General features: G+C 68.9%; 22 protein-coding genes and 1 pseudogene. 17 read left to right on the top strand and 6 right to left on the bottom strand.

Going from position 1 to position 20,264, the window contains the following annotated elements; all coding sequences use genetic code 11:
- The first annotated feature begins 111 nt into the window (after nt 1-111).
- Both ACY0PA_RS41875 and ACY0PA_RS41880 read left to right on the top strand, forming a co-directional pair.
- The gene (locus tag ACY0PA_RS41875; RefSeq protein WP_473086602.1) at nt 112-1,068 is read left to right on the top strand and encodes a DUF5996 family protein; all 957 of its coding nucleotides are present in this window, start codon (nt 112-114) and stop codon (nt 1,066-1,068) included.
- Between the two features lie 625 nt (nt 1,069-1,693).
- On the top strand, nt 1,694-1,903 hold the full coding sequence (locus ACY0PA_RS41880; protein WP_473082561.1) for a hypothetical protein: 210 nt from the start codon (nt 1,694-1,696) through the stop codon (nt 1,901-1,903).
- A gap of 209 nt (nt 1,904-2,112) precedes the next feature.
- On the opposite strand, the gene ACY0PA_RS41885 is transcribed toward ACY0PA_RS41880, so the two are convergent.
- Nucleotides 2,113-2,724 carry an ABC transporter ATP-binding protein gene (locus ACY0PA_RS41885; protein ID WP_473082562.1) on the bottom strand — a complete coding sequence of 204 codons (612 nt, stop codon included), beginning with the start codon at nt 2,722-2,724 and terminating at the stop codon, nt 2,113-2,115.
- A gap of 334 nt (nt 2,725-3,058) precedes the next feature.
- Between ACY0PA_RS41885 and ACY0PA_RS41890 the strand changes: the two genes are divergently transcribed.
- A complete protein-coding gene (locus tag ACY0PA_RS41890) occupies nt 3,059-3,349 on the top strand; it encodes a hypothetical protein (RefSeq protein WP_473082563.1) in 291 nt (96 codons plus the stop codon).
- Between the two features lie 80 nt (nt 3,350-3,429).
- On the opposite strand, the gene ACY0PA_RS41895 is transcribed toward ACY0PA_RS41890, so the two are convergent.
- On the bottom strand, nt 3,430-4,023 hold the full coding sequence (locus ACY0PA_RS41895) for a helix-turn-helix domain-containing protein (protein ID WP_473082564.1): 594 nt from the start codon (nt 4,021-4,023) through the stop codon (nt 3,430-3,432).
- 104 nt (nt 4,024-4,127) lie between these two features.
- Between ACY0PA_RS41895 and ACY0PA_RS41900 the strand changes: the two genes are divergently transcribed.
- The 11 genes from ACY0PA_RS41900 (at nt 4,128) to ACY0PA_RS41950 (ending at nt 14,679) form a co-directional block, all read left to right on the top strand.
- Nucleotides 4,128-4,631, top strand: coding sequence for a flavin reductase family protein (locus tag ACY0PA_RS41900; protein WP_473082565.1), 504 nt, complete (start codon nt 4,128-4,130; stop codon nt 4,629-4,631).
- Nucleotides 4,628-5,515 carry an MBL fold metallo-hydrolase gene (locus tag ACY0PA_RS41905; RefSeq protein ID WP_473082566.1) on the top strand — a complete coding sequence of 296 codons (888 nt, stop codon included), beginning with the start codon at nt 4,628-4,630 and terminating at the stop codon, nt 5,513-5,515. Before ACY0PA_RS41900 ends, ACY0PA_RS41905 begins: the two co-directional genes overlap by 4 nt.
- Complete coding sequence (locus ACY0PA_RS41910) at nt 5,512-6,708, top strand: amidohydrolase family protein (RefSeq protein WP_473082567.1); 1,197 nt, start codon at nt 5,512-5,514, stop codon at nt 6,706-6,708. Before ACY0PA_RS41905 ends, ACY0PA_RS41910 begins: the two co-directional genes overlap by 4 nt.
- A 106-nt stretch (nt 6,709-6,814) precedes the next feature.
- Entirely contained in the window at nt 6,815-7,561 is a 747-nt protein-coding gene (locus tag ACY0PA_RS41915; protein WP_473082568.1) for an ABC transporter ATP-binding protein, read from the top strand.
- Nucleotides 7,558-8,538, top strand: a complete 981-nt coding sequence (locus ACY0PA_RS41920; protein WP_473082569.1) for an ABC transporter permease — start codon at nt 7,558-7,560, stop codon at nt 8,536-8,538. Before ACY0PA_RS41915 ends, ACY0PA_RS41920 begins: the two co-directional genes overlap by 4 nt.
- 34 nt (nt 8,539-8,572) lie before the next feature.
- Entirely contained in the window at nt 8,573-9,757 is a 1,185-nt protein-coding gene (locus tag ACY0PA_RS41925) for a substrate-binding domain-containing protein (protein WP_473082570.1), read from the top strand.
- Nucleotides 9,757-11,154, top strand: a complete 1,398-nt coding sequence (locus ACY0PA_RS41930; RefSeq protein ID WP_473082571.1) for an FAD-binding oxidoreductase — start codon at nt 9,757-9,759, stop codon at nt 11,152-11,154. The genes ACY0PA_RS41925 and ACY0PA_RS41930 overlap by 1 nt, the downstream gene beginning before the upstream one ends.
- 2 nt (nt 11,155-11,156) lie before the next feature.
- Nucleotides 11,157-11,930, top strand: coding sequence for a creatininase family protein (locus tag ACY0PA_RS41935; RefSeq protein ID WP_473082572.1), 774 nt, complete (start codon nt 11,157-11,159; stop codon nt 11,928-11,930).
- A gap of 25 nt (nt 11,931-11,955) precedes the next feature.
- Entirely contained in the window at nt 11,956-12,384 is a 429-nt protein-coding gene (locus ACY0PA_RS41940) for a cupin domain-containing protein (protein ID WP_473082573.1), read from the top strand.
- Entirely contained in the window at nt 12,381-13,904 is a 1,524-nt protein-coding gene (locus ACY0PA_RS41945; RefSeq protein WP_473082574.1) for an amidase, read from the top strand. Before ACY0PA_RS41940 ends, ACY0PA_RS41945 begins: the two co-directional genes overlap by 4 nt.
- Nucleotides 13,897-14,679 carry a cysteine hydrolase family protein gene (locus tag ACY0PA_RS41950; protein ID WP_473082575.1) on the top strand — a complete coding sequence of 261 codons (783 nt, stop codon included), beginning with the start codon at nt 13,897-13,899 and terminating at the stop codon, nt 14,677-14,679. Before ACY0PA_RS41945 ends, ACY0PA_RS41950 begins: the two co-directional genes overlap by 8 nt.
- Here ACY0PA_RS41950 and ACY0PA_RS41955 read toward each other — a convergent pair.
- Nucleotides 14,676-14,867, bottom strand: a pseudogene (locus tag ACY0PA_RS41955) (DUF6480 family protein); the annotation flags it as partial. The gene ACY0PA_RS41950 and the pseudogene ACY0PA_RS41955 sit on opposite strands and share 4 nt — an antisense overlap.
- A 102-nt stretch (nt 14,868-14,969) precedes the next feature.
- Between ACY0PA_RS41955 and ACY0PA_RS41960 the strand changes: the two are divergent.
- Nucleotides 14,970-16,103 (top strand): IS630 family transposase, encoded by a 1,134-nt coding sequence (locus ACY0PA_RS41960; protein ID WP_473082576.1) that lies wholly within the window; start codon nt 14,970-14,972, stop codon nt 16,101-16,103.
- 622 nt (nt 16,104-16,725) lie between these two features.
- Here ACY0PA_RS41960 and ACY0PA_RS41965 read toward each other — a convergent pair.
- Nucleotides 16,726-17,004 (bottom strand): hypothetical protein, encoded by a 279-nt coding sequence (locus tag ACY0PA_RS41965; protein ID WP_473082577.1) that lies wholly within the window; start codon nt 17,002-17,004, stop codon nt 16,726-16,728.
- Between the two features lie 442 nt (nt 17,005-17,446).
- On the bottom strand, nt 17,447-17,890 hold the full coding sequence (locus ACY0PA_RS41970) for a MarR family winged helix-turn-helix transcriptional regulator (protein ID WP_473082578.1): 444 nt from the start codon (nt 17,888-17,890) through the stop codon (nt 17,447-17,449).
- A gap of 105 nt (nt 17,891-17,995) precedes the next feature.
- Between ACY0PA_RS41970 and ACY0PA_RS41975 the strand changes: the two genes are divergently transcribed.
- The gene (locus ACY0PA_RS41975; protein WP_473082579.1) at nt 17,996-18,535 is read left to right on the top strand and encodes a phenolic acid decarboxylase; all 540 of its coding nucleotides are present in this window, start codon (nt 17,996-17,998) and stop codon (nt 18,533-18,535) included.
- 27 nt (nt 18,536-18,562) lie between these two features.
- Nucleotides 18,563-18,913 (top strand): YciI family protein, encoded by a 351-nt coding sequence (locus ACY0PA_RS41980; protein ID WP_473082580.1) that lies wholly within the window; start codon nt 18,563-18,565, stop codon nt 18,911-18,913.
- A gap of 357 nt (nt 18,914-19,270) precedes the next feature.
- Here the strand turns inward: ACY0PA_RS41980 and ACY0PA_RS41985 are convergent, their stop codons facing one another.
- Entirely contained in the window at nt 19,271-20,176 is a 906-nt protein-coding gene (locus ACY0PA_RS41985; protein WP_473086603.1) for a LysR family transcriptional regulator, read from the bottom strand.
- Between the last annotated feature and the right edge of the window lie 88 nt (nt 20,177-20,264).

A 20,264-nucleotide genomic window follows, 5' to 3' on the forward strand; every position in this document is an offset into this window, starting at 1 on the left:
CCAAGCATTCCGGTCCGATGGCCGGTGAGGCGCGCCGGGTTGCCTGATTCTTCGGCTCAGGGCAGCGTGGTCGGTATCGGTCAGTTGTCCTGGGAGGAGTGTGCTGTGGCCATGGTCTTTCATGGGGCGTCGCGGACGATGTGGCCGCGGCTGCGGGTCGCCGACTGGACCGAGACCCGCGACACACTGCACATGTGGACCCAGATCGTCGGCAAGATCCGGCTGGCCCATGCGCCCCTGGTCAATCACTGGTGGCAAGTCACCCTGTACGTCAGCCCGCGCGGCCTGACCACGTCGGCGATCCCGTACCGTTCAGGGGTCTTCGACATCGAGTTCGACTTCCTCGACCATCAGCTGTGTGTCCGCACCAGCGACGGCGCCAACCGCAGCGTGGCCCTGGAGTCGAGACCGGTGGCTGACTTTTACCGCGAGACGATGCACGCCTTGGGTGAGTTGGGAATTGAGACAACGATCCAGGCGTCTCCGAACGAGGTGGACCCGGCGATCCCCTTCGATGAGGACTACCAGCACGCTTCCTACGACCCGAGCGCCGCACAGCTCTTCTGGCAGCAGTTACTGCAGGCCAACCGGGTGCTGGGGGAGTTCCGCTCGTGCTTCGTCGGCAAGGTCAGCCCAGTGCACTTCTTCTGGGGTGCCATGGACCTGGCCTGCACGAGGTTCTCAGGACGGGCCGCCCCGCCGCATCCTGGCGGCGCCCCGAACTGCGGTGACTGGGTGATGATGGAAGGCTACTCCCGCGAGTTGAGCAGCTGTGGTTTCTGGCCCGGCGGTGGTGAAGAGGGGGCCTTTTACTCGTATGCCTATCCCGAGCCGGATGGATTCGCCGCGCAGCCGGTTACCCCGGCCGACGCGTTCTACAGCTCTGACCACGGTCAGTTCCTTCTCCCGTACGAGGCGGTGCGTACTGCGGCCGACCCAGACCGGGTACTGGCTGGCTTCCTGCACACGACCTACGAGGCTGCTGCGGAACGCGGCGGCTGGGACCGGTCGGCCCTGGAAGAGGACCCGGACCGGTGGCGACAGCACCGTAGTCATCAACCACGGTGAGCGTGCCTGACGATCCGCAATGAACTGGCGGCAACGGTGGAGCGGCCCTGAGGCGGGGCCGTCCCGTGGCGGGCGCTTCGCCGGGACCGGCAGCCACGGCGTTGGCCAGCGCGAGGCGTGCCTCGACGCGTTCCGCCGGCTGCACCGCTACAACACCCGACGATGTCACTCCCGCCTCGGGCAACGCAGCCCGATCGCCTACGAGACAGCGTTCAGAACCATCAACTACAAGGCCCGGTCATCCGCCGTCAGCGAATCTGCACATCGAATCCGCAGCCGCGGCACGGTGCGCGATGGATCTACACAAGGGCGCGCCGGATTGTGCGAAGCATCCCGTTCGGAACCTTGGAGGCAATGCCGGCCACGCCCCGGTGCGCGCAGTATGTAGAGAAGTTGCTCTCAAGAGGTGTGCACGCCTGCACGGAAAGGTGGCCTGCACGTTCAACCGCGTGGGTGAGTCGGCCGGTTGACTGGATGCCCGGCCCGCTCCGTGCTTTGATCGTTTGCGCCGTGTGGGTCGCGCGAAGGTATCCGGAAACGGGTGTCGCACGCCTGCGGCAGAGGCCCGCCGTCCCCAGCGGGGCCGCCCCCCTTGTGGATCATCTATACGAAGGGAAGTTTCCTCATGAACTCCGCTCCCCAGGTTCAGACCCTTGAGATCTCCGACGTCGAGCTCGACAACGTATCCGGCGGCCTGAGCCCGCACGCCAGCGTCGTCGCCGGCCCTATGGCGGTCAGCGAGTCGGATGTCCTGGCGCAGGCCGTCGCAGCCAAGAACGAGGTCCTGGGCGCCGTCGGCCAGTACCACCAGGCCGGCCTCAGCGTCTCCTTCTGATCGGCAGCTCGAAGGCCAGTCGGTGAGGCCCGGCTGACCTGACGGTGTGGTTGGCGCGTTGGCGGATGCAGGCCGTAACAGGTCTCGGTGCCCGACCACCTCACCAGCTACGCACCAGAGCATGTGCCCGGGTAGCGGCAGTACGCCGCTCTCGGGCACACTGCTGCCGTGCCACACGGTGCGGTCGCACCCGTATGGACGTGCGCGCATCATGGGAACTCTCCGGCTGCGGTGAAGAGTTCACGGGTGTACGAGTGGCGTCCCTCGGGCGTTGCCAGCGCCTTCGCCTGCAGGGTCTCCACGATCGCCCCGTCCTTCAGCACGGCGACCCGGTGCGCGACCGAGGCCACCACGTCCATGTCGTGGCAGATGAACAGGTAGCCGAGCCCCAGCTTCTGTTGCAGCGACTCCAGCAGGTCCAGCACACCGGTCCGTACAGTCGAGTCGAGCCCGGACACCGGCTCGTCGAGGATCAGCACCTCGGGATCGGAGGCGAGAGCCCGGGCGATGCCGACTCGCTGGCACTGGCCCCCGGACAGTTCGTGGGGCCGGCGGGTGCCGAGCGTGGGATCGAGGCCGACCTGCCGCAGCAGTTCGGCGACCCGGCCCGGACCGCTCGCGTCGTCCCAACGCCCCTCTACGCGCAGGGGTTCCGCGATCGCGTCGCGGATGCGCTTGCGCGGGCGGAGCGAGCCGTACGGGTCCTGGAACACGGGCTGGATGCGCGGCCGCAGCGCCCGCATCTCCGCGTCGCCGAGACCGAGCAGGTCCCGTCCTGCGAAGCGGACCGATCCCGAGGCGGCGGGGCGCAGCCGCAGCACGGCCTCGGCTATGGAGGACTTGCCGGATCCGGAGGCGCCGATCAGCGAGGGTCTCGCCGCGTGCCACGTCGAAGGAGACCTTGTCGACCGCCGTCACGGCTGCCTCTCCTCGGCGCCTTCCCGGGTAGCGGACCGTCAAGTCACGTACGGTCAGCAAGAGGTCAGGGTCTTTGTCCGGCGTCGGGCGCTGTCGGCGTCGGGTCGCGTCGACGAGCCTGCGGGTGTACTCCGCCCGCGGCTCGGTCAGGACACGGTCCACCGCCCCGGTCTCCTGCACCGTTCCGCCGTGCAGCACCGTCAACCGGTCCGCCCAGCGGCTCACGAGCGACAGGTCGTGCGTGATGAGCAGCAGCGCTGCCCCCGACGTGGCCCGCTGCTCGGCGAGCAGGCCGAGGATCTGCTCCCGGACGAGCGGGTCGAGCGCGGTGGTGGGCTCATCGGCGACGAGCCGGTAGGCGTTCGGGTGCAGACACGGGCCTGGTCCAGGGTCGCCGAGCACGTGACGTCGGAGGCATGGCGGGCGCGATGTCAACAGCGACGTCAGACCGCCATGCCCCCCGTCTTCCAGACCGTCATGGACGTGACGATGCTGCCCTCACCGAAGAGCTGCAGGCCGAGGGAGTGAGTGCGGGGCGGGTAGCGAGCAGGAGTGCGGGTCCGACGGGTTGCCGGTGCTCTTTGACGACGGAACATCGGCGCAGGACGTTAGCGAGGTGCGTTCTGTACGGCGAGGAGGCGTACCTCGGGGATGTCCTGATCCTCCACCAGGACGCGCCAGCGGTGTGGGGTTCCGCCTGGATAGAGAAGGCTGTCGCCAGAGGAGAGGCGGTGCAGTTCGCGGCCGCCGGGGCCCAGCAGGTCGACCTCGACCGCACCGTGGACCACATAGAGGAACTCGTCACCCGGGTGGTCGTAGTACTCCTCGAAGACGGTGCGACCGCCGGTGTACTCGACCGGGTGGATGGCGAACTGGGGCGCCCCGAGCATCCTGGCCGAGCCGCCGCTGTTGTCGATGGGGATTCTGGTTCCCTGCCGTACGACATGGATGCCGGCAGCGGTGGTGGCCGAGTGTGCCATCAGGGCCTGCTGGGTGGTGCCGAGCGCCTGGGCGATCCGGTGCAGCGAGGGCATGCTCGGGCGGGCCAGTCCGCGCTCGAGCTGGCTGAGGAAGGGGTGTGAAAGTCCTGCGCTGGCCGCGAGCTGGACAAGGGTGAGGCCGCGCTTCTTGCGCAGCCGGCGGATCGCGGAGCCCAGCTGCTGGTCCGGATCGACGGGGGTCTCGGTGGGGCGGTCTGCCATGGCGGGAATCCTAAGTGATTGCTGCAGAGCAGGATTTACCCATGCGAAACACGTGTCTCCTACGCTCGATGTTGATGTGGCCAACATTCTAGCGAGGAGCCCGAATGACCGCGACCACCGCTGCCCGGCCCCCCACGGCCGGATTCCTTGATGCCATGGCCGCCCTCGCGGGTGGTGTCTGCGTGGTCACCGCCGCCGGAGCCGACGGCGCACCTGCTGGGTTCACCAGCACCGCCGTGATGAGCCTCAGCCGCACGCCGCAACTGCTCGCGATAGGCGTCAAGCAGGGGAGCCGAACCCTGCCGCTGCTCCAGGGCGGTGGCAGGTTCGCCCTCAACATACTTGCCGCGGCCGGCGAATCCGTCTCGCGGCGGTTCGCCGATCCGACCGCTGACCGATTCGGGGACCTTGAGTGGACCGCGGGCGACGGTGGCATACCGCTGCTGCTCGCGCAGAGTACGTACGCCGTGCTCTGCCGGGTGCGGCAAGAGGTGACGGCCGGGGACCATCTGCTGTTGATAGCCGATATCGAGGAGATCGTTCCCGGGCGGGGCGGGGGCAGCGCACTGGTCCATCACGCCCGCACGTACCACGGCATCGGCGCATGAGCGGGCGCGGCTGGTTCTCGGTACGGGAGACTGCACCCGGGACCTTTCTCATCGCGGAGCCGGGTCACGTCAACAGCTACCTGGTCGTGGGCGATGAACTGGCGCTGCTGTACGACACCGGCATGGGCATCGGCGACATCGCACGCGAGGTGCGCGCACTCACGTCGCTGCCCCTGCTCGTCGTCAACTCCCACCACCACTACGACCACCGGGGTGGCAACACCTCGCTCCTCGGCGACGCCAAGGACTTCGCCGTGCACGAGGCGGGCGCCGCACTGCACGGTGAACCCGCGCCCCGCGAGTGGCTCGAGGGGTACGGGCACATCGCCCACGAGATGCGGTATCGGTACACGGAACTGAGCGCGCTCTCGGCCGAGGGCTTCTTCCTCACCGACTCACGGATCGAGGTGCGGCCCGTCCCCGATCTGACCCAGTGGCGCATCGACGCGGTGCGACCGACCCGGCTGCTCAGGGAGGGGGAGCGGCTCGATCTGGGCGGTCGGACATTGAGCGTCCTGCACACCCCCGGGCACTCACCCGACGGCATCTGCCTCTGGGAGCCGGAATCCGGGCTGCTCCTTGCCGGCGACACCCTGATCAGCGGGACCTTCTTCGCCCATGTGCCGGGTGCCGATGTGGCCGCCTTCGCCGCGTCGACGCGGCGGCTTGCCGAACTCCCGGTCAGGACAGCCCTGCTGGGGCACAACCTCCGCCACCGCGAGGACCACTACTTCGTGGGGCGCGTCGCCGAGGCCTTCGATCGGGTGGTACGTGGCAGGACCCGCCCGGTCCGCCGCCGTGACATGTTCGGCACGCCCGCGTTGTGGCACGACTTTGACGGCTTCGCGGTGCTCACCGCGCCGGAGAGCGGAGAGTCGAAATGACGGCGCTACTTCTACGTGGGGCCAGGCTGCCCGAAGGGCAGGTCCGTGATGTCCTGATCGAGGACGGACGGGTGTCGTCCGTCGCGCCCGCCGGTCAGCTCCCTTCCTCGTGCAAGGAGATGGACCTGGCCGGCTTCCTCCTGCTGCCCGCTCCCGCCGAACCCCACGCCCATCTCGACAAGGCCCTCACCTGGGATCTGGCCGGTGCACCGCCGTGTGATCTGCCGGGGGCGGTCGCCGCCTGGCACGGGTATGCCGAGCGGGTGACGGAACAGGACGTGCTGGTCAGGGCCCGCCGCGCCCTGGGCGAGCTGGTCGCGAACGGGGCCACCGCCGTCCGCTCCCACGCAGACGTCCTGCCCGGACCCGATCCGCTCCGGGGTCTGCGGGCGCTACTGCGGCTGCGCGAGGAACTGCGTGAACGGGTCATGCTGCAAATCGCCGTGCTGCATGTCGACGCATCCGACGAAATCCTCGACGAAGCACTGGATTTGGGGGCCGACCTGCTCGGCGGCTGCCCGCACCTGTCCGACGACCCGCAGGCCGCCGTCGCTCGCGCTCTGACGATCGCCGAGCGACACGGCGTTGGCGTCGATCTGCACGCGGACGAGCATCTCGACCCGGATCCGAAAGATCTGCTGCTGCTCGCCCGGTGTGTTCGGGAACGGGGCTTCGCGCATGGGGCGACCGCCAGCCACTGCGTGGGGCTGGGCGGCCTGGATACGGCCGAAGCCGCTCGTATAGCCAAGGAGGCGGCCGCTGCCGGGATCGGGGTCGTCGCGCTGCCCCTCACCAACCTCTATCTCCAGGGCCGCGGCACGCCTACGCGCACCCCGCGCGGACTGACCGCCGTACGCGCCCTCCTCGACGCGGGCGTGCCCCTGGCCGGGGGCGGCGACAACATCCGCGACCCCTTCAACCCGGTGGGGCGGGCCGACCCCTTGGAGACCGCCGGCCTCCTGGTCGCAGCAGGCCACTTGACGCTCCCCGAGGCCGTCCACGCGGTGACCAACGGCGCCCGCCGCGTCCTCGGGCTGCCCGGGGCAGGACCGTACGAAGGTGCGGTCGCCGACCTCCTCGCTGTGCGGAGTGACTCGCTCTCGGGGGCCCTCGGGGCCTCGTACCCGGACCGGATCGTCTTCAAGGGCGGGCGAGCGGTGAGCCGTACCACGGTTGTCCGCGAAGTGCTCTGAACGGTCCAGGACGTAAACGCCTGGGACATCCCTCCGAAACAATGAATGTTGATGCTACGAACATCGATGAACGCACCACAGGCCCGGCACACAGGAAGGAGTCGGCGTGGCAACAGCAGTGCGGACGGCGTTGAGCTTCATAGCCGTCGACAAGCGTTTTGACAGCGGGACCACCGCGCTCTCGGGAGTGGAACTCCACGTCGGAGCAGGGGAGTTCGTCGGAGTCGTCGGCCCCTCCGGGTGTGGCAAGTCCACCCTGCTGCGGCTCGCCTCCGGTCTCGACGCCCCCAGCGCAGGCGAGATCAGCGCCCCGGGCGGGGACATCGGTTACGTCTTCCAGGACGCCACCCTCCTGCCCTGGCGCAGTGTCCTTTCCAATGTGGCGCTGCCCGCCGAACTGGCCGGCCGCCCCAAGGCCGAACGGCACGAGCGCGCCATGGACGCCATCCGTCTCGTCGGCCTCGACGGCTTTGAGAAGCAGCTGCCGGGCCAGCTCTCGGGCGGGATGCGGATGCGGGTCTCGCTGGCCCGCGCACTGATGATGCGCCCCGCGCTCTTCCTCTTCGACGAACCTTTCGGCGCGCTCGACGAGATGACCCGGCTCCGTATGCAGGAGGAGCTCCAGCGGATCTTCGCCGAGACGGGATTCGCGGGTCTCTTCATCACGCACTCGGTGACCGAGGCGGTCTTCCTGGCCAACCGGGTCGTGGTGATGTCGGCCCGCCCTGGACGCATCACCGCCGAATTCGAGGTCCCGTTCGCCCACCCCAGGCCCGCATCGCTCCGTTACGAACCGGAGTTCGCCGCGATCGCGGGCGCGGTCTCCGACGCCCTGCGAGGAGACGCCACGTGACCACGAACACCCCGTCCGCGGCCCGCCAGGCGCCGCCCGCGCCCATCGCGTCGGCGGACCATGAGACCGCCGGAGCCGCTGCATCCGACTCGCCCGCCGTCGTCACCACGTCGGACACCCGGTCCGCCGCCGGGAGCGCGTCGGATGCAGCCCGCGGGTCCGCCGGGGCGGCGGCCCCCGCACCCCTGCGCCCGCGCCGCGGCCCCGTCGCCCTGGTCGCCCCCATCGGCTCACTCGTCGTCGCCATCGGCCTGTGGTACGCGGCGAGTTACCTCCTCCTCGCCCCCGCTCGCCGCTTCCTCGTACCGCCCCCGCACCAGGTCCTCCAGGTCGCCGTCCTTGACTGGACCCACCTGCAGCCCATGCTCCAAGCCCTCGCCCTCACCGCGCAGGTCGCTCTCTCCGGGCTCGCCATCGCAGCCGCCCTCGGTATCACCGGGGCCGTCGTGATGAGCCGCGCCCGCTGGCTGGAGCGCTCTCTCTATCCGTACGCCGTCATCCTGCAGACCGTCCCGATCCTCGCCATCGTCCCGCTCATCGGTCTCTGGTTCGGCTTCGGCTTCACCAGCCGGGTCGTCGTCTGTGTCCTGATCGCCCTCTTCCCGCTGATCGCCAACACCCTCTTCGGACTGCAGTCCGTGGACCGTGCCCACCACGACCTCTTCACCCTCCAGAAGGCGAGTCGCTGGGCCCGGCTGCGCAAGCTGGAGCTGCCCGCCGCACTCCCCGCCATCTTCACCGGGCTGCGGACCTCCTCCGGCCTGTCCGTCATCGGCGCCATCGTCGGCGACATGTTCTTCAAGCAGGGCGCGGCCGGAATCGGCACCCTCCTCGACGTCTACCGCTCACGCCTCCAGTCCGAGGACCTCTTCGCCGCGATCATCCTCGCCTCGCTCTTCGGGGTCGCCGTCTTCGCCCTCTTCACACTGGTGTCCCGTCTCGCCATCGGCTCCTGGCACGCGTCCGGCCGCAGCTGACCACCCTCTTCAGAGCCCTTTCCGGGAGACAGCCATGCCACTTTCCGCCGCCCCAACGCCCTCCGGGCGACGCCTTGTCACGGGACTGAGCACCGCGCTCTTTCTGCTCGCCGCCACCGGCTGCGGCGCCGGCGCCACCGCCGCCGGGTCATCCGCCGATCCAAAGCCCGCACCCGCTGCCCAGCGTCTCGACAAGGTCTGCCCCGCCACCGTTGTCGTCCAGGCAGACTGGGAGCCTGAGGCCGAACACGGCCCGCTCTACAACCTCGTCGGCCCGGGTTACACCGTCGACACAGACAAGAAGCGGGTCACCGGCCCGCTCGTCATCGGCGGCAAAGACACCGGCGTCAACATCCAGATACGGGCGGGCGGCAGCGCCGTCGGCTTTCAGAGCCCCGCCTCGCAGATGTACATCGACCAGTCCATCACCCTCGGCATGGTCACCACCGACAGCGCCATCCAGGCGGCCGGCAAGCAACCCGTCACCGCGGTCGCCGCGCTGATGAAGAAGAGCCCGCAGGTCCTGATGTGGGACCCCAAGACCCACCCCGACTGGCAGACCATCTCCGACATCGGCAAGAGCGGCGCAAAGGTCGTCTACCGTGACGGCGAGATCTTCGCCCCGATGCTGGTGTCGAAGGGGATCATCAAGAAGAGCCAGCTGGACGGGAGTTACGACAGCGCGCCGTCCCGCTTCGTCGCCGACCCCTCCATCGCCCAGCAGGGCTTCGCGACCGCGGAACCGTACCTCTACGAGCATGAAATCGGCGCCTGGAAGAAGCCGGTCAAGTTCCAGCTGCTGGCCGATGTCGGCTACACCGTCTACCCGCAGGCACTCTCCGTCCGCACCGGAGCACTGAAGAAGCTCAGTCCTTGCCTGAAGAAGCTGGTTCCCGTCATTCAGCAGTCGGCCGCCGACTTCGCCGCGGCGCCGGACACCGCGGTGACGCTCATCGACGACATCGTCAAGCAGTACGGCACCAGCTGGGTCTACTCCAAGGGCACCGGCCAGTACGCCGCCAAGGAGATGGTCAAGCTCGGCATCCTCGGCAACGAGGCCGACGGATCGATCGCCGGCTTCGACAAGAAGCGGGTAGCCGACTCCCTGAAGATCTTCGAACCGATCCTCACCAGGGGCGGCGTCAAGATCCCGGCCGGGCTGAGCGCCGACGACCTGGCGACCAACGAGTTCATCGACACCAAGATCGGAATGAAGTGATGGCCGTCGACCCCAACGGCGCGACCCTGTCTGCAGCCGAACTGCGCCGGATGACCGAACTTGTCGCAGACGACGCGGTGCCGGGTGTCGGCCCAGGTGCCTTGCACCGGACCCCCGGCATCGACGAATTCTGTGCGGAGGCTGCCGCACTGCTGGGGGCGGACGCCGTCGTACGCGAGGACTCCGCCCTCGACAAGGCGTCCCGCGACTGGGCGCACATGTCGCCGATCCTCGCTGCCAAGCTCCCCGCCGGCCGCGCCGAGGTGGTGCTGCGCCCGTCGTCGTACGAACAGATCCAGCCCCTCGTCGCCCTCGCCCACCGCCTACGCATCCCGCTCACCCCGCGCGGCAAGGGCACCGGCAACTACGGGCAGGCGATCCCGCTCCATGGCGGAGCCGTCCTCGACCTCACCGGGTGCCGGCGCATCCTGGGCGCGGGCAACGGGTGGATCAGGGCCGAGGCCGGCGCGAAGATGTCCGACTTGGAGGCTCATGCGCGTTCGCTGGGCCAGGAGCTGTGGATGTTCCCGTCCACCTTCGGGACGTCGCTCGGCGGCTTCCTCTCGGGTGGGAACGGCGGCACGGGCTCGCTCGCCAACGGCACCAACGGTGACGGTTTCGTGCGGGAGTTGACGGTCGTCCCGTGCACGACGCACGCTGAGCCCGTCACCGTACGCGGCGAGGAAGCGCTCCCGTACATCCACGCGTACGGCACCACAGGCATCACGACGACCGCGACCGTCGCACTTCAGCCGGCCCGCGTCTGGACCGGCCTCTTCGCCTCGTTCAGCACCTGGACCTCCGCCACCGCCGCACTCTCCGACCTTGTACGCCTGGAGCCCGCCCCGCGCCTGGTCTCCCTAGATGAGCCCGGTCTCGTCGAGACCTTCGAGGCCGACCCGGCCCTCGACCCCACCGCGCTGAGCGTCCGCGCGATCATCGAGGAGGGGGCCGAGGCCGACGCCCGGGCCATCATCGAGAAGCGCGGCGGCCGGGTGACGGAGGTACGTCCCGCACCGCGCGGCCCCGCCCTCATCTCCTCGCTCTCCTTCAATCACCCCACGTACCACCTGATGAAGGCCAAGGACGGCTACTTCCATCTGGAGATCGGCGGCGACGTACTGCTCGGCGACCCGGCGGCGGTCAAGGCCGTCTTCCCCGAGACGGTGCTGCACTTGGAGGGAATGCGCTCGGGGACCGTCGGCATGCTGATGGCGCACTACCAGGACGAGGCCACCGTGTACGAGGGGATCGCCGCCCTGGAGGCACTGGGGGTCGGCGTCCATGACGTCCACAACTGGTACGTCGACCGGCGCGTCGACCTCGCCCGCGCCACCGCCCGCACCGCCGACCCGCTGGGGCTGCTCAACCCCGGCCACCTCCTGGGAGCGCGCTGATCATGGCCTTCACCCGCTTCACCGACCTCAGCGGACCGTCGGTCACCGGCCTGTCCGCCGACACCGTGGCCGTCCTACCCGTCGGCGCGATCGAACAGCACGGGCCCCACCTTCCCGTCGCCACCGACTACTTCATGGCAGAGGCGATAGCTCAGGGAGCCGCCCTGGCCGCGTCCGACAGCTGCGACATCACGCTGCTGCCGGGCCTCGCGTACGCCAAATCCGACGAACACGCCTGGTCGCCCGGGACGCTGTGGCTCAGCGCCTCGACGCTCTTCGCGGTGCTGGACGACTTGGGACGCTCTCTCGCCAAGGGGCCCGTCCGGCGGCTCGCGTTCCTCAACGCGCACGGCGGTAACAGCGCGCTGTTGGGAGTCGCCCTGCGCGAACTCCGCACCAAATACGGTCTGTTCACCTTCCTGCTGCACGCCGCGCTCCCCGCGGACCAAGGCGGCACGTCCCCGTCCGGCGAGCTGGGTCTGGGGGTACACGGAGGGCTGAAGGAGACTGCGGCGATGCTCCACCTCCACCCGGAGACGGTGCACATGTCGCTCGCCCGGCGGAGTGTCCCCGAGCACCTGACCGCCTACGAGCACATCGGCTTCGGCAAGTCCGTCTCCTTCGGCTGGACCAGCGACGACTTCGGCACGGGCAACGGCGTCATCGGCGACCCCACCGGAGCCACCCCCGAACTCGGCCGCAAGCTCGTCGACACCGCCATCGCCACCAACGCGGCCGCACTGCGCGAATGCGCCCGCTTCCTGCCTTCTGCCTGAACGCCGACGTCGAGGACACCCCGCCATGGCCATCCCCCCGCTCCACAAGCCGCTCAGTAAGATCACCGCCCACCACATCACCGCAGGTGACACGGTCAAGCTCGCCGTCCTCACCGGACCGGCCGACGGCTCACCGACCACCGTCGTCTTCGAGGTGTGGGAGCCGGGCGGCGCCCAGCCGCTCAACTGGCACCCCGAGTCCGTGGAGACCTTCGTGGTGCTCGCGGGCGAGGGCCGCGCGGTCAGCGACGAGCATGAACGCGACCTCGCACCGGGCGACGTACTCGTCCTGCCCGTCGGCTCCAAGCACCGGATCACCAACTCCTCGGCCACCGAGCGGCTCTACACCCTCACGGTCATGTCCCCCGACGGGGGCTTCGCCGACCTGATACAGCGCGGCCCCTTCGCGGTCCTCGACGATGCGGACCTGGCCGTCCTCGGAGCCGCCCGATGAGCGAGCTGCTCGATGCCTTCTGGTCCTACGAAAAGGCCCTCGGCGCCAATGACGTGGCAGCCCTCGACCACTGGTTCCTGGACGCCCCGGACACGGTGCGCGCCGAGGGCTCGATGGTGCTGAGCGGACACGCGGCCATCTCGGACTTCCGCCGCAGCCGCGGCACAGGAGCCCCGGCCCGTACGGTCGAGCGCGTCCACGAGGTGCCAGTCACCGAGGGCGTCGCCGTACTGATCGCCGAAACGCTGCGGGCCGGCGGGGCGCGAGGCCTGCAGACCCAGGTGTGGCAGCTGTCTGGGGAGGGCTGGCGGATCGCGGCCGCGCACATCAGCGCGGTGCCGGGCCCGCCGGCGGACGAGACGCCGGACCCCGCGGTGTGGCGGGTGGTGGGGGAGCCGCTGGTCGCCGGGGCGGGGCAGGGGCCGCTCGCCGGCCTGCGTACCGCGGTCAAGGATCTCTTCGCCGTCGCCGGACAGCGGATCGGCGGCGGCAACCCTCAGTGGCTGGCCGAAGCGCCGGTGGAGTCCCAACACGCGGACGCTGTAGCGAAATTGCTCAGCGCTGGGGCCCAGCTCGCCGGGATCGCCCAGACCGACGAACTTGCCTTCAGCCTCGCCGGTGCCAACACCCACTACGGCACCCCGGTCAACCCCGTCGCCCCCGGCCGGATCACCGGCGGCTCCAGCAGCGGCCCGGCGGCGGCGGTCGCCCGCGGTTGGGCGGACCTGGGCCTGGCCACGGACACGGCGGGCTCGATCCGGGTGCCCGCCTCCTACTGCGGCCTCTACGGCTGGCGTCCCACCCACGGATCCGTCCCGACCGGCGGCCTGCTCCCGCTGGCCCCCTCCTTCGACACGGTGGGACTGCTCACCCGTGAACCGGACTTGTTGTGCGCGGCGGCCAAGGTGCTGCTGCCCGCGCGGGAAACGGCCCCCGTCACCATGCTCCTCGTCGACGACGCCCTCACCGCGCTCGCCGAGCCGGAGGTCAGGGCCTCGTTCGAGGCGGTGTGCCGGGCACTCGCGCTCCGTACCGGTCTGGAGCTCGTACGGACTGACACGGGCATGGGGCACTACCTGGAGGAGTGGCTGCCCGCCTTCCGTACCGTCCAGGCGGCCGAGGCCTGGACCGCGCACGGGGAGTGGATCGACAAGCACCCGGGCGCACTGGGGGCCGACATCGAGGCCCGGTTCGCCGCAGGCAGCCGGATCGCGGACGACGAAGTGCGTGACGCCAATTCCCGCCTCACCGCAGCGCGCTCGGTCATTGCGGAAGCCCTCTCACCCGGCGTCGCGCTCCTTCTCCCCACCACGAGCAGCCCGGCCCTTCGCGCCGACGCGACACTGGCCGAGGTCGAGACCACACGAGCCGCGACCCTCCGCCTCACCTGCCTCGCTTCGCTCGCCGGGCTGCCCGCCGTCACCATGCCCCGGTTGCGGGTGCGCGACTTGCCGGTCGGCCTCTGCGCGATCGGCGCACCCACCATGGACCACGCCCTCCTGGAGCTGACCCATGCGTGAACTCGGCCCCAACTCCCGCAACTCCTGGCGCGCGGATCTCCAGCATGTCGACCTTCGCCGCCCACAGCGCCCCTCCCGCCTCATGACCGTGGACGCTCAGCCTCAAACACTGACGCTCGACCTGGCCTCGACGGCGATCGTCGTCATCGACATGCAGAACGACTTCTGCTCGCCCGACGGCTGGCTGGCCTCGATCGGCGTGGACGTGTCCCCGGCCCGCACCCCCATCCCCGTCCTTCAGCGGCTCCTCCCCGCCCTCCGGTCAGCCGACGTCCCGGTCGTCTGGCTCAACTGGGGCAACCGCCCCGACCGCGCCAACCTCCCGCCCGGCGTCCTCCACGTCTACGACCAGGATGGAACCGGAGGCGGCCTCGGCTCCCAACTGCCCACCGGGGCAAGAGTCCTGGAACGTGGCAGCGCCTCCGCAGACATCACCGCACCCCTCCGTGCGGCACCTGGCGACCTGCACATCGCCAAATACCGCATGAGCGGCTTCCAGGACACCGAACTCGACAGCGTCCTGCGCAATCTGCGCGCCGACACGCTCCTCTTCGCCGGAGTCAATGCCGACCAGTGCGTCCTTGCCACCCTCATGGACGCGGCGAACCTCGGCTATGACGTGCTGATGCTGGAGGACGCGGTGGCCACCACCTCACCCGCGTACTGCATGAACGCCACCGTCTACAACGTCCGCCAGTGCTTCGGCTTCACCCTCACCGCCGCCGACCTTCAGGATGTCCTGTGCCCCGCCTCCAACTACTGCCGGGGTCTCTAAACCATCAAGGCCACCGCCATCGCGATCAGCCCGACTGCGATCAGCGCCACCACCAGCATGATCAACGCGAGAGGCAATGGTCCCCACCCCTTGCGCAGCTCAGGCTCCGGATAGGAGATGCCAGAGGTGGTATCCCCCTCAGCGGGAGGGGTTTCACCGGGGGGTATCCCGCCGCTTGGTTTGAGTCCCGGGGCCCGGCTAGTGCCGCATCAGGCAACGTTGGCCCTGTTGTGATGTGACGCGCCGTCCGGATGCTGTGCCGGGCGGCGCGTCTCCGACACCCTGTCCGAGTGGCAGAGCGAGTACGAGTCCGAGAGATCGACGATGACGAGGGACGGCGGCTTCTGCGGATCATCCGCAGAGGCACCGGGTCGGTGGTGACCTGGCGCCGGGCTCAGATGGTCCTGCTCTCCGCGCAGGGCATGCCGGCAGCGAAGATCGCCGAGGTGTCGTTCACCAGCGACGACCGGGTCCGCGATGTGATCCACAACTTCAACACCGACGGTTTCGACTCGCTGTATCCGAAGTACAAAGGCGGCCGCCCGAAGACGTTCACGCTGCCCGAGCGCCGCGAGATCAAGAAGATCGCCAAGTCCAAGCCCACCGAGCACGACCTTCCATTCTCGACCTGGAGCCTGGCCAAGCTGGCGGACTTCCTGGTCGCCGAGGGGGTGGTCGACGACATCAGCCACGAGGGCCTGCGCATCCTGCTCCGCGAGGAAGGCGTCTCCTTTCAACGCCTGAAGACCTGGAAGACCTCCCGCGACCCCGACTACGCGGCCAAGAAGGCCCGTGTCGAGCACCTTTATGCAATCGCCGACGGTGAGGTCATACCCGAGGACGGCGAACCCGATGTCGTCTTCTGCATGGACGAGTTCGGTCCGCTCAACCTGATGCCGCACCCCGGACGGCAATGGGCCGAACGCGGCGGCAGGCACAAAGACCCCGCTCGCGAACCACGCCGCAGGCGCCGGGCCACCTACAACCGCTACGGCGGAGTTCGGCACCTGTTTGCCGCCCTGGACCTGGCCAAGGACAAGCTGTACGGCCACATCAAGCCGGTCAAGAGGCGGACGCAGTTCCTGGAGTTCTGCCGCTACCTGCGCACTCTCTATCCGCCGGACACCCGCATTGCGATCATCTGCGACAACTTCTCCCCGCACCTGACCACGAAACGCTGCCAGCGGGTCGGCACCTGGGCCGCGGCCAACAACGTCGAGATCGCCTACACGCCGACGAACTCCTCCTGGATGAACCGGATCGAGGCGCAGTTCACCGCCCTGCGGTACTTCACCCTCGATGGCACCGACCACGCCTCCCACAAAGAGCAGGGCAGCATGATCCGCCGCTACATCATCTGGCGAAACCGCCACGCCGACGACCGGCGCCTACGCGCCGTCGTCGACAGGGCCAACGTTGCCTGATGCGGCACTAGGAACGGCATGAGGGCTTGTCATGTGATTGCTCCTCTCGGCTATCGTCCCCGGCAGGCCGGAGTGTCACCCTGGGTGTTCATCGTGCCGTGAGGCAGTGGACGATTGGACACCGAGCCGGGCCTCCAAGGTCTGCACGACCGCCCTGCGATCGACGTGCTCGCCGGCATCCAGAGCGCCGATGCGCTGCTCCAGACCCTCCATCGGCGAGCGGGGCTAATGGCTACCGGCACTTCACCGGGTTGTCGTGTCACTGCCCTCACCTCCGCCGCAACACAGGGTGCACAGTCCGAGTTCCCGATCCCTCCGCGGAGTAACAAACTCCTTCGGTCGGCCTCAACACCAGGAGGCCGGGGGTGCCCCTGTCTCTTTGGTCAAGGTCTGGGCCACGATGGCGGCATCTGCCCGTGCACAAGGTCGCGGGTGTGGTCGCGTCCAGCGACCTGGTTCCGGACCTACGACGAGGATGCCGATCTGTGGCTGTATTTCGAGGCCGATGACGAAGGCTGGGCAGCGCGTCAGGTCGAGGTCCGCAGGCAGGACTCGCGGCCGGTGACGGCGGCCTCGTTGGAAGAGGTGCTGCTGGGCTTCTTCGTTGCCGGGGAGGTCGGGTTCACGCTGTGTCGCCGCAGGTCCGCTGGGCCTTGGAGGCGGCGGAGTCGGCCTTCTGCTTGAGCTGGTCGACGTTGTCGCGCTGGGACTGGTCGGGGTGCCCACCGTCATTGACGATCTTCTGGTAGTCGGCGAGGGCCGCCTTGTAGTCGGTCTCCGCCTGTTGTGCCGCTGCGGTGGCCGGGTCGCACTGAGTGTCGGACGCAGAGGCCATCGGGGCGGCGAGCAGGAACGTAGCGGAGGCGAGGACGGTGCCGGTGGCTATCTTCAGCGATCGCATCAGTAACTCCTCCGTCGGCGGCGGCCGCAGCACCCGTTGTGCCACACACAGCGAAAGCCGCTGCCATCCCAACGAGCATGACCCTCATCCGCTGCCTGTCGCATGTCGGCGAAAGCGTCTGCACGGCCGGCGCAGGGGATCTGTGCCTTTGGGGGAAGGGGAGATGGCGGTCACAGCCGTGACGTGCCGACCAGCGGAGGAATCGACGCCCGCTCCACCGAAACCGTGTCACGGCTCGCCAGCAGCATCACCGAGCAGCCCGGACGGAATCTGCTCCCGCGCCTGCGACCGGCAGATCTGCGCCGACACCGACGCCCTGACTCGGCTGGCGTCCGCGCACTCGACCGATCGCACGCGGTCGGTGAGAGGACGTGCGACACCTGCCGAGGCTGGAAGGAGAGGAATGGGGGCCGGGGCGCCGAGGAACTCCGGTAGTGGGGTCTCAGCGCCCCGGCGGCTCCGCTTCCAGGGCGGTGAGCAGTTCTGCGAGTACCGGCAGGGCTCGCTCCAGCGATTCGCGGCTCTGCGGGGTGAGGTCCTCCAGTGCACTGCGCAGGGCGGCGGTGCTGGTGCGGTCGTAGCGGTCGAGCATGTCCGCGGCCTTGGGGGACGCCGTGAGGCGGACGGTGCGCAGGTCTGTGGCGGACGGGGTGCGTTCGACCAGGCCGGCTGCGGTCATCGTCCGGACCAGGTTGCTGACCGTGGACGGCGCGATCCGCAGTCGTATCGCGACCTCGCGCGGAGTTGCGGTGCCGGTTTCGGTGAGTGCGCGCAGCAGTTCGATCTGGGCCTCGGGCAGGTCGGGCAGGTTCACGGCGCGGCGCGTGCGCAGCACGGCCCGGCGCAGCGGGCCGAGCAACCGGCCGAGCTCGGTGGCGGTGTCCATGGAGGCATTCTGCCACGGCATTCATTTTGTCTCAAAATAGTTTTGTGTCAAAATGAAGTCGTCGGCCAGAACACGGGCCGGCGCCATCACCGAGGAGGTTCCACCATGACGACCACTGCAGACTTCGAGACGTCCGTCGCCCGGCCCGCTCCCCCACAGGACCTGTCCGGGATCGTCGGCCACCGCTTCATCTACACCTACTCCAACGGCTGGCAGTACGAGATGTACGTGAAGAACGACCACACCATCGACTACCGGATCCACTCCGGCATGGTCGGCGGACGCTGGGTCAAGGACCAGCAGGTGGACCTCGTCCAGCTCGACGAGGACAGCTACAAGGTCTCCTGGAACGAGCCAACCGGTACGTCGGTCGCGGTCAACGTCATGCCCGGCAAGCGCCGCCTGCACGGGGTGATCTTCTTCCCGCACTGGGTCGAGGAGCATGGCGAACGCACTGTCTGCTTCCAGAACGACCACCTCGACGAGATGCACACGTACCGTGACAACGGACCCACCTACCCGATCTACGTGGTCCCCGAGTTCGCCCACATCACGCTTTTCGAGTACGTCGGCGCGGACGACGAGTCCGTCGTCTCCGTCGCCCCCGGCGACCTCCCTGCCAACTGGTCCCACCGCACCAACTGACCCACCCCGGCCATCCAGGAGACAGACATGCTTTTCGCTCTGCTCATCGAGTACACCGGGGAGACCGTCCCCGATGAACTCATGCAAGCCCACCGAGAGTGGCTCTTCCCCCGCTTCGAGGAAGGCTCCTTTCTCATCTCCGGCAGCCTCGACGCGGTCGACGACAACCCTCCGTCAGCCCTTGCGATCTTCACCGCGGACGGCCTGGAAGAAGCACGCGCCCTCGTCGACAACGAGCCGTTCTTCCGCGCCGGCGCCTGCCGGCACCGGGTCGTGCCGTTCAACGTCCGGGTGCGCGCCTCTGACCTCGACAGCGCGTTCGCCGACGACACCAAGGTCATCGCGGCACACCCCGCCCGTGGAACGCAAAAGCCATGACGTACCGGCCGTGAGCAACCGCCGCCGCAGCACGCCGGCTCCCCACCGTGTCGTCGACTCGTTCCACCGCACCGTGTCGGGAACCGGCTGCGGGCGGCTGGCTCCTTCGCTCGGTGTTGCGCAGCGGTCCTCGGTCCGGCGCCTGCAGATATCACCCTGCCCTCGGCCTGGTCACTTCCGGAGTCGACGCTCGCCGCGCTCAGCTCGGATCCCGTGCTCCTTCCGGATCACGCCGCCGAATCCAGCGTATGGCCAGGGTTGCTTGCCGCCCGTTGCTCAGGTCCAACACCGAAGTGCGGGGCCTGGGTTGGCGGCGGTGAGCGCGACGATTCCATGACCGGTGGGCGTGGTTCGGTCTCAGAGGGTTCTGGCCGCAGCGGCGTCGCGGAGGAGTCCGGCGAAGGTCAGGGCGGCGGGGGTGAGAGGGTGGTCGGTCAGGCGAACCAGGAGGATCCGGCGGACGGGCGCCGGCGGTAGGAGGGGCAGTACGTCGACGCCGGGTCGGATGCCCTCCAGGGCCAGGGTGGGGGCGAGGGCGACGCCGATGCCGGCGGCGACCATGGCCTGGGCTTCCTGGTAGTCGTGCGCCTCGTAGGCGATGTGGGGCTCGAAGCCGACGGCGCGGCAGCCGCGGACGAGGGCTTCGGCCACCGGGTGATGGTCGGCCCGGGTGATCCACGGGTCGTGTGCGAAGTCGGCGAGTGAGGCGGCGTCACGGCCGACGAGTGGATGGTGGTCGCTGACGAGAAGGGCCGGCGGGTCATCGAGAAGGGGGGTGACGACGACGTCCTCCCGGTCGATTCGGCTCCAGTCGTAGTCCCACATCAGCGACATCTCGATCTCCCGGTTCTCCAGCATCGTCCAGAGCCCGGCGATGCGGGCGCTGCGGACGGTCAGCCGTACGTCGGGGTGGGCGTCCCGGAAGGCGATCACGGCCTGCGGGAGGAGCGAGGCGCCGACGGTGGGGAAGGTGCCGATACGCAGCGTGCCCGCGCGCAGGCCGGCGAAGTCGGCGAGTTCGTTTTCCGCGGCCTGCAGTTCGCGTTCGATCCGTTCCCCTCGTTCGGCCAGCGCCCGTCCGGCGTCAGTGACGGTGACGCCCCGGGCATGGCGTTCGAGCAGGGGCTGTCCTGCCTCCGCTTCCAGGCGGCTGATCTGCTGCGATACCGCTGACGGCGTGTAATTGAGGGCGCGGGCGGTCGCTGTCACCGAGCCGCGCCGGGCGACCTCCGTGAACAGCAGGATGCGCCGGACGTCGAGCATGCCGCTACCTCCAGCGTTCACTTCACCTTAATGGCCATGCAGATTTCCGAGATTGTACTTCACGCTGCTGTAACTCACCGTGGAGGAC

This window comes from Streptomyces sp. DS1-CR2 (assembly GCF_055760475.1).